The organism is Cecembia lonarensis LW9 (genome assembly GCF_000298295.1).
GTDB lineage: Bacteria > Bacteroidota > Bacteroidia > Cytophagales > Cyclobacteriaceae > Cecembia > Cecembia lonarensis.
In genome coordinates, this window is record NZ_AMGM01000011.1 from 75,248 (window position 1) to 92,059 (window position 16,812).

The following is a 16,812-nucleotide window of genomic DNA, read 5'->3' on the forward strand; positions in this document are numbered from 1 at the left end:
CAAAAAACAGTCATTATTAGACAAAAAACAGTGAGACGGACGTTCTATTTTTTACAAAATTTATCATCCGATAATACCGAACAATACCCAAAATATACGTTCCATGAGAATACTAAGGATTTTCACCTATCTGGTTTTGACTTTTGCCATCTCTTGTCAAACCAAAACCAGCTTCAATCCCCTTCACGATGGTCCAAGACGGGCTGAAATTTTGTTTCTAGGCCATGATTCCAAACATCATGACTCAGAGAAATTGATGCCTATATTGGCGAGGGCTTTATTCCCTAAAGGCATCAACCTTCATTATACTTCAGATCCCAATGACCTGAATGATCAAACATTGAACATGTATGATGGAATCATGATCTATGCCAACCATGATGAAATTACCCCTGGCCAGGAAGCCGCATTGAAAAAGTATGTGGAAAGTGGAAAAGGATTTATTCCGCTTCACTCTGCCTCTTTTTGCTTCCGCAATTCGGATTGGTATGTGGCTGCAGTGGGCGGACAGTTCAAATCCCATGGAACAGGTGAGTTCACTGTGGACATCATTGCTCCTGATCATCCCATCATGCAAGGGGTAGAAGTGTTTGAAACCTGGGATGAAACATACCTGCACTCCCAAATCAATCCGGATATGACTGTATTGATGGAAAGGGAAGAAGATGGCCATAGGGAGCCTTGGACCTGGATCAGAAATCAGGGCAAAGGCCGGGTTTTTTACACCGCTTATGGACATGATGAACGTACCTGGTCCAAGCCTGAATTCCATACCTTAGTGGCCAATGGGGTAATGTGGGCCATCGGTGATAAAGTAGCTGCGCAAGTTGCCGCTTTTGAAATCCCCCAACCTAAGTTTGAAGAAGCTGATATCCCCAATTACGAAAACAGGGTTCCTCCTCCAAAATATCAATTCCCATTAAGCCCTGAGGAGTCCATGAAATTGGTTCAGTTGCCTGTTGGTTTTGAATTGCAATTATTCGCTTCTGAGCCAGATATTGTCAATCCAATGGCCATGTGCTGGGATGAAAAGGGAAGGCTTTATGTGATCGAAACAGAAGATTACCCCAATGAAGTACGACAAGAGGGAGGTAACGACCGGATCAAAATCCTGGAAGACACCAATGGGGATGGAAAAGCTGATAAAATCACCATTTTTGCTGAAGGCCTCAACATTCCTACCAGCTTGGTGGCCGTAAATGGCGGAATTTTGGTCTCCATGGCTCCCGATTTCATTTTCCTAAAAGACACCAATGGAGATGGCAAGGCAGACCTCAGAGAGGTAGTGATTACCGGCTGGGGAAAAAGTGATACCCATGCGGGTCCATCTAACCTGAAATATGGCTTTGATAATAAGATTTGGGGTGTTTTAGGTTATTCTGGCTTTAGAGGAGAAATAGGTGGTAAAGAATTCAACTTTTCCCAAGGCGTTTATCGCTTTACCCCAGATGCCTCAGATTTCGAATACTTGGGCTCCACGAGCAATAATACTTGGGGTTTAGGCTTTTCAGAAGATTTTAATGTCTTTATTTCTACTGCTAACGGACAGCATAGTGCCTTCTTGGCCATGAGCAATGAATTCGTCAGAAGGCCAATCAGCGGGGGTATGAACAATACTGTATTTGGTATTGACAGCCATTTCGATATGCCTCACCTTACCCCAGCGTTAAGACAGGTGGACTACCACGGAGGGTACACTGCAGCAGCAGGACATAACTTTTACACCGCAAGAAACTTCCCAAAACATTACTGGAATAGAATTGCCTTCGTAGCAGAACCCACTGGACGCGTCCTTCACAATGCAATCATCGAAAAAGAAGGGTCTGGATTTAAAGAAAGAAATGGATTCAACATCTTGGCCAGTTCGGATGAATGGTTCTCTCCGGTACATGCTGAAGTAGGTCCTGATGGGGCTTTGTGGGTAGCAGATTGGTACAATTTCATCATTCAGCACAATCCTACGCCAAAAGGTTTTGAAAACGGGGCTGGAAATGCCTACATCAATCCGCTTAGGGATAATAGGCACGGAAGAATTTACAGGGTGGTCTATAAGGGAAATGATGATTATAAAACCATGTCCATCGACCCTACCAAAAATAAGGACCTGATCGCCGGACTGAATTCAGACAACATGTTTTGGCGGATAACTGCCCAAAGATTGATCGTAGAAAACCAAAACACCGGAATTGCCAAAGAACTTTATAAACTGATAGAAAATAAGAAAACCGACGAATTAGGACTTAATACCCCGGCCATCCATGCCCTCTGGGCCTTACATGGCTTGGGTCTGTTGGATGGTGAAGATAAAAACAGCCTACAAGTAGTCACAAAAGCGCTAAACCACCCCTCTGCAGGGGTGAGGAGAAATGCCATCGAGGTTTTACCTAGGAACATGGAAAGCTTCAAGGCAGTTACAGCTGCCAAACTGCATCAGGACAAAGACCTCAATGTCCGAAAATCTGCTTTCCAGCTGATTGCGCAAGTTCCTGCATCTCTGGAGGTATCTGAATTCCTCTACCAGGCCAGCTTGGACAGGTGGAATGCTGATGACCTTTATTTGGCGCAAATCATCTTCGCTGGGGTATTGAACCACCCCGATTATTTTGACAAAAAACTCATCGATCTATATCAACCTGGTAAAGCGGATAGTTTGATTAATCTTCCCGAACGAATTGCAAAAAGTATTGTAGAAGAAGAGTATAGGCTGGACAGAAGGGCTCCAATTGCTTTTCCTCCTGATGCAAAGGGGAAAGAAATCCATATTACAACCGAGTTGGCCAAAGGCAATGAAGGGCTAATCGGCGCCATTGTAGCCCAGGGAAATAAGCAAAATGGCTATGTCATGTATGTTTGGGATGATATTCTTTATTGGGTAGTCAAACAAGATGGCAAAGCCTATACCCTGACAAGCAAAGGTAAGATTCCAAATAATTTCTTTACTGTATATGCCAATTTACTGGAAAGCGGGGTAATGGAATTGTATATGGATGAGCAATTAATCGGAAAAGTTCAGACCCCGGGGCTTTTCAAAGAAAGCTTATCCCCAGGAAATGTACGTGTAGGAAATGACTGGGGCGGAGAAAACCAAGTGGGCGACTATGAAGGTTGGTCCTGGTTAAGAGGAAGAATGGGAAGGGACAGCTATATCAGCTTTAAAAATCCTGCCTTTGATTTTGCCACTGCCATGAGCGGATTTTCTGCGGAGGACTTAGGAATTTCCAGGGAAAATGCGGTAGTCATTAAGCTAGGAGTGATTCCTCATGAAATGAAATACGATTTGGCCACTTTCAAGGTAAAAGCCGGCCAAGCTGTGATTATAGATTTTGAAAACAAGGATTTCATGCAACATAACTTGTTGATTGCCCAAAAAGGCTCATTGGAAAAAGTGGGACGTGCCGCGGACTCCATGGCCAGGGATCCCAGAGGAATTGACAAACACTATATTCCTGATATGCCTGAAATCATTATCGCCTCAAAACTGGTGGATCCAGACAATATGGAAACCTTGATGTTCTTTGCACCAAAAGAACCAGGTGAGTATCCATTCATCTGTACGGTGCCGGGGCATTGGAGAATCATGAACGGTATTATGATCGTAGAATAAAAGTAAAGCTATGTTTTTGAATGTAAGTTTTGGAGTGAGTACCTGGCTATGGACCTCTCCTTTTGATAAAAGTACCCTAAAACTGTTCCCAAAAATAAAGGAAATGGGGTTTGATAAAGTGGAGATCCCCGTGGAAGACCCAAGCCTAATTGATGGGAAAGAGGTGAAAAAAGCCCTAGAAGACAATGGCTTAGAAGCCTTGGTCTGTGGGGCCTTCGGTCCGAGCAGGGATTTGACCCATGATGATCCCAAATACCACCAAATTTGTTTGGACTACCTTTCTGCCTGTTTCAAAATCTCCGCAGAGCTAGGGGCTTCGTTTGTAGCCGGCCCCATGTACTCAGCTGTTGGAAAAGCCAGGTTGGTAAGTGAAGAGCAGAAAAAAACAGAGTGGGAAAGAGCTGTAAATAATCTTCAAAAGGTATGTGAAATGGCCGCTGATTGGGGGCAGGATATTGCCCTTGAAGCGTTGAACCGCTTTGAAACTGACCTGATCAATAACAGCAAAGAACTGATGCTGCTGATTGATGCTATCAACCACCCAAGGGCCAAGGTCCTGCTGGATAGCTTTCACATGAGCATAGAAGAAGCCAACATGGAAGATGCTGTTAGATTGGTAGGAGACAAACTGATCCATGTGCAGGTTTCGGAAAACCATAGAGGAATCCCGGGTACAGGACAAACCCATTGGGACAGTTTCAAAAGGGGATTGGAAGCAGTTAATTACCAGGGATGTATTTCCATTGAGAGTTTTACCCCTAATGTTCAGGAACTGGCCGGGGCAGTCTGCATTTGGAAACCTTTGGCGCCCAGTCAGGATTTATTTGCTGAGAAAGGCCTGGCCTTTTTAAAAGATTGGACCAAAGGCCGTTTTTTTACCCATTAGTCAATTATTAAAACGCAAATTATATGAGCCAAAAGAAAATCAATATCGCCATTATTGGCCTCGGTTTCGGGGCAGAGTTTATTCCGATTTATCAAAAACACCCTTTGGCCAACATGTATGCCATTTGCCAAAGAAACGAAGAAAAGCTGAATGAAATCGGTGATGCCTTTGGAGTGGATGTCCGCTATACTGATTACGATGAATTGCTCAAAGACCCCAATATTGACGCGGTACATATCAATACCCCAATTCAGGCACATGCCGAGCAATCGCTTAAAGCATTAAGGGCAGGAAAACATGTGGCCTGTACCGTGCCTATGGCTACTACCGTGGAAGAAAGCCGTCAGATTGTGGAAGCCTGTGAAGAGACGGGTTTGACCTACATGATGATGGAGACGGTGATCTATTCCCGTGAATTCCTTTTTGTCAAAGAAATGTATGAGAAAGGCGAATTGGGAAGGATTCAGTTCCTCAGGGCCAGTCACCAGCAGGAAATGGCCGGTTGGCCAGGCTATTGGGAAGGTTTGCCTCCCATGCATTATGCTACCCATTGTGTAGGCCCCGTCTTGGCACTGCCCAATGCGCAGGCCGAATACGTGTCCTGCTTGGGTTCGGGTAGGATTGATGAAAACCTGATCCCAAAATATGGTTCTCCCTTTGCCATCGAAACCTGTCATATCAAATTCAAGGATTCTGATTTAGCGGCAGAAGTGACCCGTTCCCTCTTCAATACCGCCAGACAGTACAGAGAAAGCTTTGATGTCTATGGTTCAAAAAAATCCTTTGAATGGACCCTGATCGAGCATGAAGACAGTGTCATCCATACAGGAGAGGTTCCGGAAAGGGTAAAGGTTCCTGATTATGCCCATCTCTTGCCGGATGAAATTGCTTCTTTTACTACTGCAGGCGTGTATGATTCGGATGATAACCAGCATTTGTCATTCATTCAAGGGGCTGGACATGGTGGTTCCCATCCGCATTTGGTGCATGAATTTTTGACTGCATTGCATGAAGGTAGAGCACCTTATCCTGATGCCAGACAATCTGCCAATATCACCTGTGTAGGTATTTTGGCCCACGAGTCTGCCATGGCAGGAGGCAAAATTATGCACTTACCAGCGTTTACTTTGAAGAAGGATTGATATTCTTCAACCCCTCCAAGGGTTCGGAACCCTTGGAGGGCTTATTCATATTCCAGCGTAAGCATTTAGGGAGCATCCAATCAGTGCAGATTTTGTCAAAGAAGACTGCAAATTTCTAATCCGGTGACTTACAAATTACCCCAAAACCCTATACCGACCTTCAACCACTCCTACTCCTTAAAGTTTTTTTCTGGCATAAACCAATCCTTTTTGCCAAATTCAGGCATGAAAAAAACCCTGTTTTCTATTGTAGCCCTTTTATATTCCTGCCTTGTATTGGCTCAAAGCCAATATCCTACCCTATTCGAAGCTTCTCAAGGAAAGGAAACTCCTGTTTACGCTGATGTGATCCAATACTTCCGCACCCTGGCCAATGATTTTGAAGAAGTCAAGCTGGTGGAAATGGGGACTACCGATTCAGGAATGCCCCTCCATGTGGTCCTATATGATAGGGAACAGGTATTTGATCCGAAAAAATGGCATGAAGCCAATCGCTTGGTCATATTTATCAACAATGGAATCCATCCAGGTGAACCTGATGGCATTGATGCTTCTATGATGTTCCTAAGGGATGTCCTCTTAGGTAAGCAACAAGTACCCCAAGATCTGGCCTTGGCCATTATCCCGGTGTATAATATTGGCGGGCATTTGAATAGAGGAAGCTTTAGCCGGGTCAATCAAAACGGACCTGAAGAATATGGCTTTAGGGGCAACGCCAGGAACTTTGACCTTAACCGGGATTTTATCAAGGCAGACACCAAAAACGCCCGTTCTTTTCAATTGATTTTCAATTGGCTGGCGCCACATATATTTATTGACACCCATGTGAGCAATGGGGCTGATTACCAGCATGTGATGACTTTGATTTCCACACAGCACAACCGGCTGGGAGGACAAACAGGGGAATACCTGGAAAAAGAATTAAATCCCAAGCTTTATGAAGGCATGAAGACAAAAGATTTTCCCATGGTCCCTTATGTCAATGCTTGGGGAGGTAAACCAGAGGATGGATGGCCCCAATTCAAAGACAATGGCAGGTACAGCAGTGGCTATGCCGCTTTGTTCAATACTTTGAGTTTTATGCCTGAAACGCACATGCTCAAACCTTACGATCAAAGGGTTATGTCCACCTATGCCCTGCTCCAAACTTTCATGGAGATAGCCTTACATGATCATGCGAAAATTGTCAATATGGTCAAAGAGGATAGGGGACAAAGAAAAAGCCAATCGCATTTTGACCTCAACCATACTTTGAACAGGGAATATGTTAAAATGATTGAATTCCGAGGTTATGAATCCGGCCAAAAGCCTTCTGAAATCTCCGGGCTTCCTCGCCTTTATTATGACAGGAGTAGGCCCTTTACCAAGGAAGTTAAATTCTACGATACCTATGAAGCTGGACTCAGTATTGAAAAGCCTAAGGCCTATATCATTCCTCAGGGCTGGTTTACAGTCATTGAAAACCTTCAAAGAAACGGTGTGCGGTTAGAAACATTGCGGTCAGACACACTACTCCCTGTGACGATCTACCATATGGCAGATTTTCAAACTGCACAACGCCCCTTTGAAGGTCACTATCTCCACAGTCAGATTAAGATAGAAAAATCCCAAGCTTTGTTACCCTTCAGGGCGGGAGATTTCCTAGTTACGATGAACCAGGAAAAAAACCGCTATATCATGGAAGTGCTAGAACCAGAGGGGGAAGACAGTTTCTTTGCATGGAATTTCTTTGATACGATCCTTCAAGCCAAAGAAGGTTACTCAGCCTATGTTTTTGAAGATTTGGCAGCAGACTTCCTGAGGACACATCCAGAAATCAAAGCAGCATTGGAGGCTGCCAAAAAGGAAGATGCCGCATTAGCCAACAGTGGGCCAGCCCAATTGAGATGGGTATATGAGCGAAGTCCGTGGAAAGAAAAAGAACATAATCGATATCCTGTTTTTAGGATAGAAAATTGAGTATGAAAATGTTTTAACCATTATTCCTTACTTTTGGGTCGAAAAAAAGAGTAATGAGAGGCTCCAAACCGAATTTTCTAGAACGTTTGAAAAGTAAATGGCAACTGAACAACCTACTTCAAGTTGTCCTGGTCCTAATTGTATTTGCCCTGACCGGCTTTACCATTTTATTTATCAAAAAACCCATCTTTGATTTTTTGGGTGTGAGTATGGAAAGGGGTGGTTTTTGGAAGACTGTGCTTTATTTAATGCTTGTATTGCCACTATATCAAGTTATCCTTTTGATCTGGGGGTTTGTTTTTGGTCAGTTTCATTTTTTTTGGGAAAAGGAAAAAGCTTTTTTTAGAAGAATTATAGGGAGAAAGTAAAAACAAACTCAGAATAAACGGTTTAACCCTTGTACAGGTGGTAAGAACAAACTTTTCTTTGCAAGTCAGGTTATGACTGAAATTTAGGTTAAACCCATCATTATCCTTAAATTTGTGAGTTGATTACCTTCGATTAAAGCATATCCATGGCAAAAAAGAGAGGCACTGCCCTTGAAGCGCATGAAAAGCGCAAACTTAACAAAAAGAATTTGAGCAAATTAGGCGGGATTTTTAAGTTCATGCTGCCTTACAAAATGCCATTCATTCTTGGTATGCTATTTTTGCTTTTCTCTAGCCTCACATTACTGACCTTCCCTTTTGTTGCCGGCAAGCTAATCGACACGGCATCCGGTGAGGGATGGCTTGTGAATGACATCAACCTGATCGCTTTAATGCTCTTGGGGATTCTCCTGGTACAAAGTATTTTTTCTTTTTTCAGGGTCTGGCTTTTTGCCAAAGTTTCAGAGCGAAGCATGCGGGATATCCGTGTAGCGCTGTATAAAAATTTGGTACAGTTACCCATGACCTTCTTCGATAAAAGGAGGACGGGAGAATTGATCAGCAGGATTACCGCTGATGTGACCTTGTTACAGGACACTTTTTCCACCACACTTGCAGAGTTATTCAGACAAATCATTACCCTGTTGGCAGGTGTAGTTTTCTTGTTGTTGACTACACCCAAACTCACCCTTTTTATGTTGGCCACTTTCCCGGTCTTGATCATCATCGCTATGGTATTTGGGAAATTCATCCGCAAACTTTCCAAGCAAACCCAAGATGAACTGGCAGCAGCCAATGTAATAGTGGAAGAAACCCTGCACTCCATCATGACCGTCAAATCTTTTGCTGGAGAAGACTATGAGTCCAATAGGTATTCAAAAGGATTAAATAAAGTGGTCAAAGTGGCCTTAAAAGCGGCTGGATTCAGAGGTGCATTTATTTCATTTATCATCTTCGCTTTATTTGGAGGCATTGTTGCGGTCATGTGGTATGGCGCCACCTTGGTGGCAGCAGGTGCCATGAGTGTAGGTGATCTGGTTTCGTTTGTGCTTTATACTACATTCATTGGTGGTTCTATCGCAGGATTGGGAGACATCTACAGCCAAATCCAAAAAGCCATAGGCTCATCTGAAAGGGTCTTGGAGATTTTGGAAGAATCACCGGAAGTTTCCACTGCAGACTTCCAAAAAGTCCCTGTACATGGAAATATCAGGTTTCAGGATGTACAGTTTACTTACCCCACCAGACCTGATGTGGAAGTCCTTAAGGGCATTAGTTTTGACATCAAAGGTGGCGATAAAATTGCCTTAGCGGGTCATAGTGGAGCAGGTAAATCCACCATCATCCAACTATTACTGAAGTTTTATACGGTAGAAAAGGGACATATTTTGGTTGATGGAAAGGACATCAAAGATTGGAACCTCAAACAATTGCGCTCAAATATCGGCATCGTCCCCCAAGAGGTATTACTCTTTGGCGGCAGCATCAGGGAAAACATTGCTTATGCCAAACCTGAAGCTTCTGAAGAGGAGATAATTGAAGCTGCCAAGAAAGCCAATGCATGGCAGTTTATCAGCCAATTCCCCGAAGGCTTGGATACCAAGGTGGGAGAAAGAGGGGTGAAATTGTCCGGTGGCCAAAGACAGCGTGTAGCCATAGCCCGTGCCATTTTAAAAGATCCGGCCATCTTAATTTTGGACGAGGCAACATCCTCTTTGGATGCAGAATCAGAATCTTTGGTACAGGAAGCGTTGGATGAGTTGATGAAGAACAGGACCACCATCATCATTGCACACAGATTGGCTACCATCAGAAAAGTGGACAGGATTTACGTGATGAATGAAGGCCGTATCGTTGAACAAGGAACCCATGAGGCATTGGCTTTACAAGAAGAAGGTTTCTACGCCAATTTGGTAAGGCTACAGTTTGCAGATTGAATCCTAACCCAAAAAATCTCTATTTCCTAATTCTTGACCACACCTTGGTGGTAAACCTAGGTCTATCTTCCATCACATTTAAGTCGTCCTCAGATACCCGCTTGACACTTTCAATGGTGTAAAAAGCTTTGTCGTTCAGAGTTTTTACTTTTTCTATATATTCCTGAAGATCTTCTCTTTTCATCACAGTAAAAAGCAAGTTTACTTTGCCATACCTTCCTTCTGCACCAACATTGGTGAAACGAAAGTTTTTATCCTTCATGTAATCAATCAACTCCGGCATAGGTGTAGGGGTGATTACTCTTACCAACACTCGGCCAAGTGCCAACTTTTCCTCAATCGTCATCCCCACGTAAGTGCCCATGGCGAATCCTCCGGCATAACCCACATAAGACATGGGGTTATTGATGTTTTGGAAAATCTGTCCTATCGCCAAAAGCCAAATCATGGCCTCAAAAAAGCCCAAAATGGGAGCAATATTCTTCTTTCCGCTCAACACAAACATAATTCTCAAGGTGTTGATAGATACATCCATGATCCTTGCCATAAAGATAAGCAAAGGCATGATGACAAAATCAAACACTTCCTTGGGTACTCCTAAATTCAGAAAATATTCCTGCATTACTTGATATTTTTTGCAAAGGTAAGGCTTACGGTCACCAATACCAATTGAATGGCTTTTCATCCAATTGGTACAGACTTACAGAGACACCAAGCTCATCTCAATTCTTTTAATCTCACAGCCATTTGCCCTTTGGTCTTGATAAAAACCTTAAGGGCATTTTCTGTGCTATAAATACCATTAACAGTAATTTTTGGATCCTGAATTTGAAAAGTTGCAAAATCGGTATCCAACATGGCCTGTCTTCTCAACTCTTCTTCTGCCACTTTCAAAAACCCTCCGAGTGGAATAATGGCCAGTTTTTGAATCTGCCTTTGTATCTTCCTTTTTCGAAGCTTAATCCCTGTTCCTGCCAACCGATTATCTGTCCTGACATCGAACTCCACCCCTTCAAATTTCAAAGTTTCGGATAACTCATCAAAAATTGGTTGACCTGCAAAATACATTACCCCTGAAATTTCATTCTTATCTTTTCTTAGGGCATCAAAATCCATCGCTAAAAGCACTTTGTCCCCATATTGCTGTGAGCGGATTTGAGAAGGGGTAAGTACCGTTTTGTCATCCAAGCGGATGCGCTGACCTGCAATGGCTTCATTCATGAGCTGATCCAGATCCTTGTAAACAAAAGTCAGGGGAAGCGTAATATCCACCAGATTTTCCTTGGAAGTATTGGTTTTTACAGGCGGTAAAGATTTGGGTGATGCCAAAGGTTTTTCCCCTGTTTGAGAGTGCATTTCCCCTTCTAAGCCCAAATAGAGCACAATTTTTTGATCAGATGTGACTTCCTGATTGACATAAAGATTTTCAGGTTTTGCGAAAAAATGCACTTCCAGCCCATCTTGTTGGATAGTGTAAGGATCGGCAAAAGCTTGCCAGGTCTGTGCCGCCATATGCTTGAAATCAAATCTGGTTAACCCCGCTACTTGTAACTGATTATCTACTACCCTTTGAAGCTGTCCTCTTACCAAAGGATCCAAATCAATATCAAACCCCAAAAGGTTGTACCGCATCGACCGACCCCAGTTATCAATCTGTAGGTTTTTGATGGACAAATCCCAATTTTCCCCAAACTCTGGAATAAAGCTTATTTCAGGGCTGATATTTTCATTAAAGGGAAACTGGGTAGACAGATTTTGCCCAAAGACCCTTTTTTCAATTTTCAAATCTCCCTTCACATTCATGGGAATTCTCACCTTTAAACTATTTTGGTCAGTTCCCCTTAAGGCGATTTTTCCAATACGGGTCACATCTAAATCAGCAAAAAGACCGCTGCCCAGAGATAAGCCTTTGTCAGAAAACATTTTGTCACTCCAAACTTGGTTTAAATTTTCCTCGAGATAAGACAAGGGAATGGTTACAGGAAAATTCAACCTGGACTGTGATTCCGGTAAATTTTGTAAAGTAGGTTCCGGCGGATTATTTGGTTTAATGCTTTTGCAAGCACTTAATGAAACAAATAATAAAAGGGAAATCTTTAGTAGGGATCTATAATCTTTCAGAAAATTCATGGGCATTGATCAGGTGATTTATATTCCTTACGAGAGGGAACTATTTTCAGGCCAAATTTATTTGTTTTCGGTAAGTATTAAGAATATTTAAGAAATGGATTGGATAAAGTTAGAAGATAAGAGTCAAATAGAAGCCATTAAAATACAGAGTAAGGCAAAACCTGTCTTGATTTTCAAACATTCCACCCGATGCTCTATAAGTAGCATGGTTTTGGAAAGGTTAAAAAGAAACTGGAAATCAGAAGATTTTGAGAAAACCACTCCTTATATTTTGGATTTAATTGCAAATAGGGATTTATCAAACCAAATTGCCCAAGAGTTTGGCGTATTCCATCAATCTCCACAAATCATCTTAATCAAAGACGAAAAGTCTTTTTATGACACGAGTCATATGGGCATCAATTATCCAGATATAATGAGGAGAATTTAAGTTGTGTGGCCATATTGTATATGGGCTAAAATCCCTCGGACTATTAAAAATTGCGCGATGACGTAGGTACCCATAACCAAGACTCCTGATTCAGTAAAAGATTGATAAAACATATTAATCGCTAATATCCCGTCTGAGACCAGAAAGAAAGACGCACCTATCATTACCTGCCAAAAACTAATTACATTGGTATTTTTAAACCTCTCCCTTGCCGTAGTGGCCATCATCACGATAATTATCAAATAAGCAATCACTGGGATCTTCATTTCTCCAAGCCCGCCCCTGATATAGAAATAAACGAAAGCAGCAAATAGGTAAATAGGAAAGTTGAGGAAAAATAATCTTATAAAATTCACCCTACCAACTTTAAAAGGCTGCTGTTGAGACACTTTAAATGCTACTATATAGCAAATATGAGCCATGAGAAATGCGCCCAAACCATAGAGGAAAAGTTTGGGAAACATCAACAAGGTATCCCCCATCCAAGAAAAAACCAAAGCTGCAATCATGGTTTTGCGTAGTAGAACTCCCTTCAGCTGAGCAGTGGAGAAAAAGAAATACGCCAATAAAAATGGAATAATAAGGGGCTTGGTAAAGAACCTTTGGTCAGATTGTCCATTTGCTACAAAAAATATATCAAGGGTTGAAGCTAACAGGAACAAATACAGCCAAAGTATGTTTTTCTTTTTCATTTGGAACTTATTTTTATTGCTTAAAATAAATAGTTAATGTACAAAAATTCGGCAATTTTACCCAAATTCATGACTTAACAATCGGTTAAAGATTTCTTAACATAAGGATCCCTTCAAAAAATTATTTACATTTTTTTGTAAATTTTTCAACATTGAAAACGATTGAAATCGCTTTTTTTAAAAGAAAATAGAATTTCCTTCTAAATCCAATGTTAAGTTAATGTTAAGTAAAGTTGTGAATAAATGTTAAAACTTAACAATTACTAAAAAAAAAACTTGTTTGTGTACCCTACATTTGTAACCGGAAAACAATTCTAAAACTTAAATCTTAATTTAATTTTCCACAAAAATCAAAATCTATGAGACGATCATTACTGAAAAGTCTTCTTGCGTCATTCATGCTTGTTTTTGTAACAAACATGGCATTCTCGCAAGGTGTTACCACTGCTAGTATGCAGGGTCTGGTTACCGACAGGTATGGGGAAACCTTACCTGGTGCTAATGTGGTGGCAGTGCACACACCTTCCGGTACACGCTATGGCGCAGTAACCAACCTTGAAGGTAGATTTATTCTCCCTAACGTGAGGGTAGGTGGTCCTTACACCGTAACCGTTACTTTTGTCGGTTTCGAGGATAGGGTTATTGAAGGCATTAACCTGGCTTTGGGTCAAACCTTCAATATCAATGCGGTTTTATCTGACGGAATGGACCTAGAGGTTATTGAAGTCATATCCGGCAGGGGTGGTATTTTGGATGCTGACAGAACAGGTGCTGCATTAAACATCGGGAGTGATAAAATCAACTCTCTTCCAACCGTTACTAGAAGTGTAAGCGACTTTACCAGATTGACGCCTCAGTCTAATGGAAATGCATTTGCTGGTACAAGCTCAAGGTTCAACAACTTTACCATCGACGGAAACATCTATAATAACAACTTTGGTCTAGGTTCTGCACAGTTTGCAGGTGGAAACCCGGTTTCTTTAGATGCGATTGAAGAAATTCAAGTAAATCTTGCTCCATTTGATGTACGTCAGGGTGGTTTTACCGGTGCCGGTGTGAATGCAATTACTAGATCTGGTGACAATACCTTCAGGGGTTCTGCTTACTATTTCTTGAGAAATGACCAAATGCAGGGAACTAAAATTGGCGATGATTTCATCCCTCAAAATGATGCAAAAAATGAAATTCTTGGCTTCAGACTGGGTGGCCCAATCATCAAGGATAAATTATTCTTTTTTGTTAACTACGAAACAGAGTCTGAGTTAAGACCATCTATCTTAAGAAGAGCAGCGAGAGATGGTGAAACACCAGATGGTTTGTTTATTTCCAGAGTGCCACTTTCTCAGGCAAACTTTGTGAGAGATCAAATCAGAAATATTTATGACTATGATCCAGGAGCTCCTGATTCTTATCCTTTTGCATCAGAGCAGACCAGATTAAACGTAAGGTTGGATTATAACATTAACAACAATAATAAACTGAGTGTAAGGTATAATGATTACAGTGCCTTCACTGATGTACCTACCAACGGTAATTCTATCCGTTACATTCAAACAAGATTTTTCAATACTAACAGAACAGGTATAGAGGCTATCAACTTCAGAAATGCCAATTATACCAACGACCGAAACGTAAAATCATTGGTAGCTGAACTGAATACGAGAATCGGTAACAATATGGCCAACCAATTGAATATTGGTTACACTGCCATCCAAGATCCTAAAAGGGGAATACCAGGTGGTCAGGCATTTCCATTTGTAGAAGTGTTGGAGCCAGATGATTCTGGAAACCTTTTGTACTATATGTCAATGGGAAATGAATTATTTACTGTAGGTAACCTTTTGGAAAACAATATCCTAAATATTACCAACAACTTCACTCTATTTAAAGGAAAGCACACCTATACTTTTGGCGGTAACTTCGAATACATGACCTTTGACAATGCTTTTAACCCTGCATTCAATGGTTTCTACAGATTTATAGGATATGATAATTTTGTTGAAGCGGTGATAAACAGAAATCCCAATGTATTTCCAGATGCCTTTGCAAAAGGGTTTGCTTTGGATGGATCTACAACGCCTCCAACAGACAGAACCCAGTTTGGACAGCTAGGTTTCTATGTTCAGGATGAGTACCAAGTCAATTCAAGATTAAAAGTAACAGGTGGTTTGAGAGTTGATCTTCCTTTCTATCCAATTGATATTCCTCAAAACGAACTGTTGAATAATTTGAACAAAACTTTGATAGATCCTGATGGAAATCCTTTCACTCCTGATGTTTCTGTTTTCCCTAAAGTGAATCCGTTGTTCTCTCCAAGAATTGGTGTGAACTGGGATGTAAATGGAGACAGAAGCTTTGTTGTAAGGGGTGGTACTGGAGTATTCTCCGGTAGAATTCCTTTCGTATGGTTGTCAAACCAAGTTAACGGTTCAGGTGTAATCAGAGGTGGTTACGGCTTAGAAGGTCAAGAAGTTATTGATGCTGGCATCAGGTTCAATCCAGATGTGACTGCTCATAACCCTGAAAACCCAGGACAAACCCTTTCCAATGAATTGAACCTGACAGACAGGAACTTTAGATTACCTCAAGTGTGGCGAACTAACTTTGGTATGGATAAGCAGTTACCATTCGGAATCTTAGGTACATTTGATTTTATTTATTCTAGAGATGTAACCACTCCGATTGCTAATAACCTTGTTCTTAGAACTCCAGAAGGCACCTTCAATGGTCCTGACCAAAGACCATTCTGGATCAATCAACCAGGATTGGTAGGCTATTCTAATGATCCAGACTTTAGAAATGTCTTTTTCCTAACCAATGCTAGGAGAGCTGCTGATTATGTGGCTACTACTGTAAGTTTGGAGAAATCTTTCACCAGTGGATTCTATACTAGTGTTGCATACACGTTATCCAGAGCAAGAGATTTAGATGCTGCGGGCGGTTCACAAGCAATTTCTCTTTGGCCTTCTATCGTTCAGGTTGATAGAAATAACCCAGAATTGGGATTTGCTGGACACGATCAGCCTCATAGAATGATTGCTAATTTGGCATACAACACCAAAAATACTACTATCTCTTTGTTCTATGAAGGTGGTAATGCAGGAAGATGGAGCTACACTTATTCTGGAAATTTTGGAGATGCATCCAATAGACTAATCTACGTACCAAATAGAGCTTCCGAATTGGTGTTCCAAGAATTCACATTGGGTGATGTAGTGTATACTCCTCAGCTTCAAGCTCAATTGCTAGATGCTTTCATTGATCAAGACCCAATTTTGAGCAAAAATAGAGGTCAGGTAATTGACAGAAATGCAGGTTTGAGACCATGGGTACATACTTTTGACCTGAGCTTTATTCAAAGAGTAGATGTAACAAGAGATGAAAAAAACAGATTGGAATTCAGACTTGATTTCATGAATGTTGGTAACTTATTGAACTCCAACTGGGGTGTTCCTCAAATCGAGTGGCAAAGAAACCCACTTAACTACAGAGGAAGAACTTCAGACGACCAGCCGATTTACAGAATTACTACAAATCCAGGCACTTCTGACATCATTAATGAAACCTTCAGAAGGTCAACCAGCATTGCTAACGTTTGGAGAATGCAGGTAGGTGTAAGGTATACCTTCAACTGATCTAATCGATAAACTTTTTAAAAAGGGGG

The 16,812-nt window shown here is 41.5% G+C and carries 11 protein-coding genes; 8 read left to right on the top strand and 3 right to left on the bottom strand.

All coding sequences use genetic code 11. The annotated features are described in order from the left end of the window. Nucleotides 1–103: 103 nt before the first annotated feature. The 6 genes from B879_RS05605 to B879_RS05630 all read left to right on the top strand — a co-directional run bounded on the left by B879_RS05605 (nt 104) and on the right by B879_RS05630 (nt 9,896). Nucleotides 104–3,604: a PVC-type heme-binding CxxCH protein gene (locus B879_RS05605; RefSeq protein WP_009184184.1), complete on the top strand. Its 3,501-nt coding sequence runs from the start codon at nt 104–106 to the stop codon at nt 3,602–3,604. A 10-nt stretch (nt 3,605–3,614) separates the two neighbouring features. After that, nucleotides 3,615–4,490 carry a sugar phosphate isomerase/epimerase family protein gene (locus B879_RS05610; protein WP_009184185.1) on the top strand — a complete coding sequence of 292 codons (876 nt, stop codon included), beginning with the start codon at nt 3,615–3,617 and terminating at the stop codon, nt 4,488–4,490. A 23-nt stretch (nt 4,491–4,513) separates the two neighbouring features. Continuing rightward, entirely contained in the window at nt 4,514–5,632 is a 1,119-nt protein-coding gene (locus tag B879_RS05615; RefSeq protein WP_009184186.1) for a Gfo/Idh/MocA family protein, read from the top strand. Nucleotides 5,633–5,857: 225 nt separating this feature from the next. Next, entirely contained in the window at nt 5,858–7,591 is a 1,734-nt protein-coding gene (locus B879_RS05620; RefSeq protein ID WP_009184187.1) for a M14 family zinc carboxypeptidase, read from the top strand. Between the two features lie 53 nt (nt 7,592–7,644). Continuing rightward, complete coding sequence (locus B879_RS05625) at nt 7,645–7,959, top strand: DUF6787 family protein (protein ID WP_009184188.1); 315 nt, start codon at nt 7,645–7,647, stop codon at nt 7,957–7,959. Between the two features lie 146 nt (nt 7,960–8,105). Beyond that, complete coding sequence (locus B879_RS05630) at nt 8,106–9,896, top strand: ABC transporter ATP-binding protein (protein ID WP_009184189.1); 1,791 nt, start codon at nt 8,106–8,108, stop codon at nt 9,894–9,896. A 19-nt stretch (nt 9,897–9,915) separates the two neighbouring features. Here the strand turns inward: B879_RS05630 and B879_RS05635 are convergent, their stop codons facing one another. After that, nucleotides 9,916–10,518 (bottom strand): DUF2179 domain-containing protein, encoded by a 603-nt coding sequence (locus B879_RS05635; protein ID WP_009184190.1) that lies wholly within the window; start codon nt 10,516–10,518, stop codon nt 9,916–9,918. A gap of 95 nt (nt 10,519–10,613) precedes the next feature. Beyond that, nucleotides 10,614–12,032 carry a DUF4403 family protein gene (locus tag B879_RS05640; RefSeq protein WP_009184191.1) on the bottom strand — a complete coding sequence of 473 codons (1,419 nt, stop codon included), beginning with the start codon at nt 12,030–12,032 and terminating at the stop codon, nt 10,614–10,616. Between the two features lie 88 nt (nt 12,033–12,120). Between B879_RS05640 and ytxJ the strand changes: the two genes are divergently transcribed. Further along, nucleotides 12,121–12,456, top strand: coding sequence for a bacillithiol system redox-active protein YtxJ (gene ytxJ, locus B879_RS05645; RefSeq protein WP_009184192.1), 336 nt, complete (start codon nt 12,121–12,123; stop codon nt 12,454–12,456). On the opposite strand, the gene B879_RS05650 is transcribed toward ytxJ, so the two are convergent. Then, on the bottom strand, nt 12,453–13,148 hold the full coding sequence (locus tag B879_RS05650) for a lysoplasmalogenase (RefSeq protein WP_009184193.1): 696 nt from the start codon (nt 13,146–13,148) through the stop codon (nt 12,453–12,455). The two genes, ytxJ and B879_RS05650, sit on opposite strands and share 4 nt — an antisense overlap. A 419-nt stretch (nt 13,149–13,567) precedes the next feature. Between B879_RS05650 and B879_RS05655 the strand changes: the two genes are divergently transcribed. Next, complete coding sequence (locus B879_RS05655; RefSeq protein ID WP_238542085.1) at nt 13,568–16,783, top strand: TonB-dependent receptor; 3,216 nt, start codon at nt 13,568–13,570, stop codon at nt 16,781–16,783. Nucleotides 16,784–16,812: the final 29 nt, after the last annotated feature.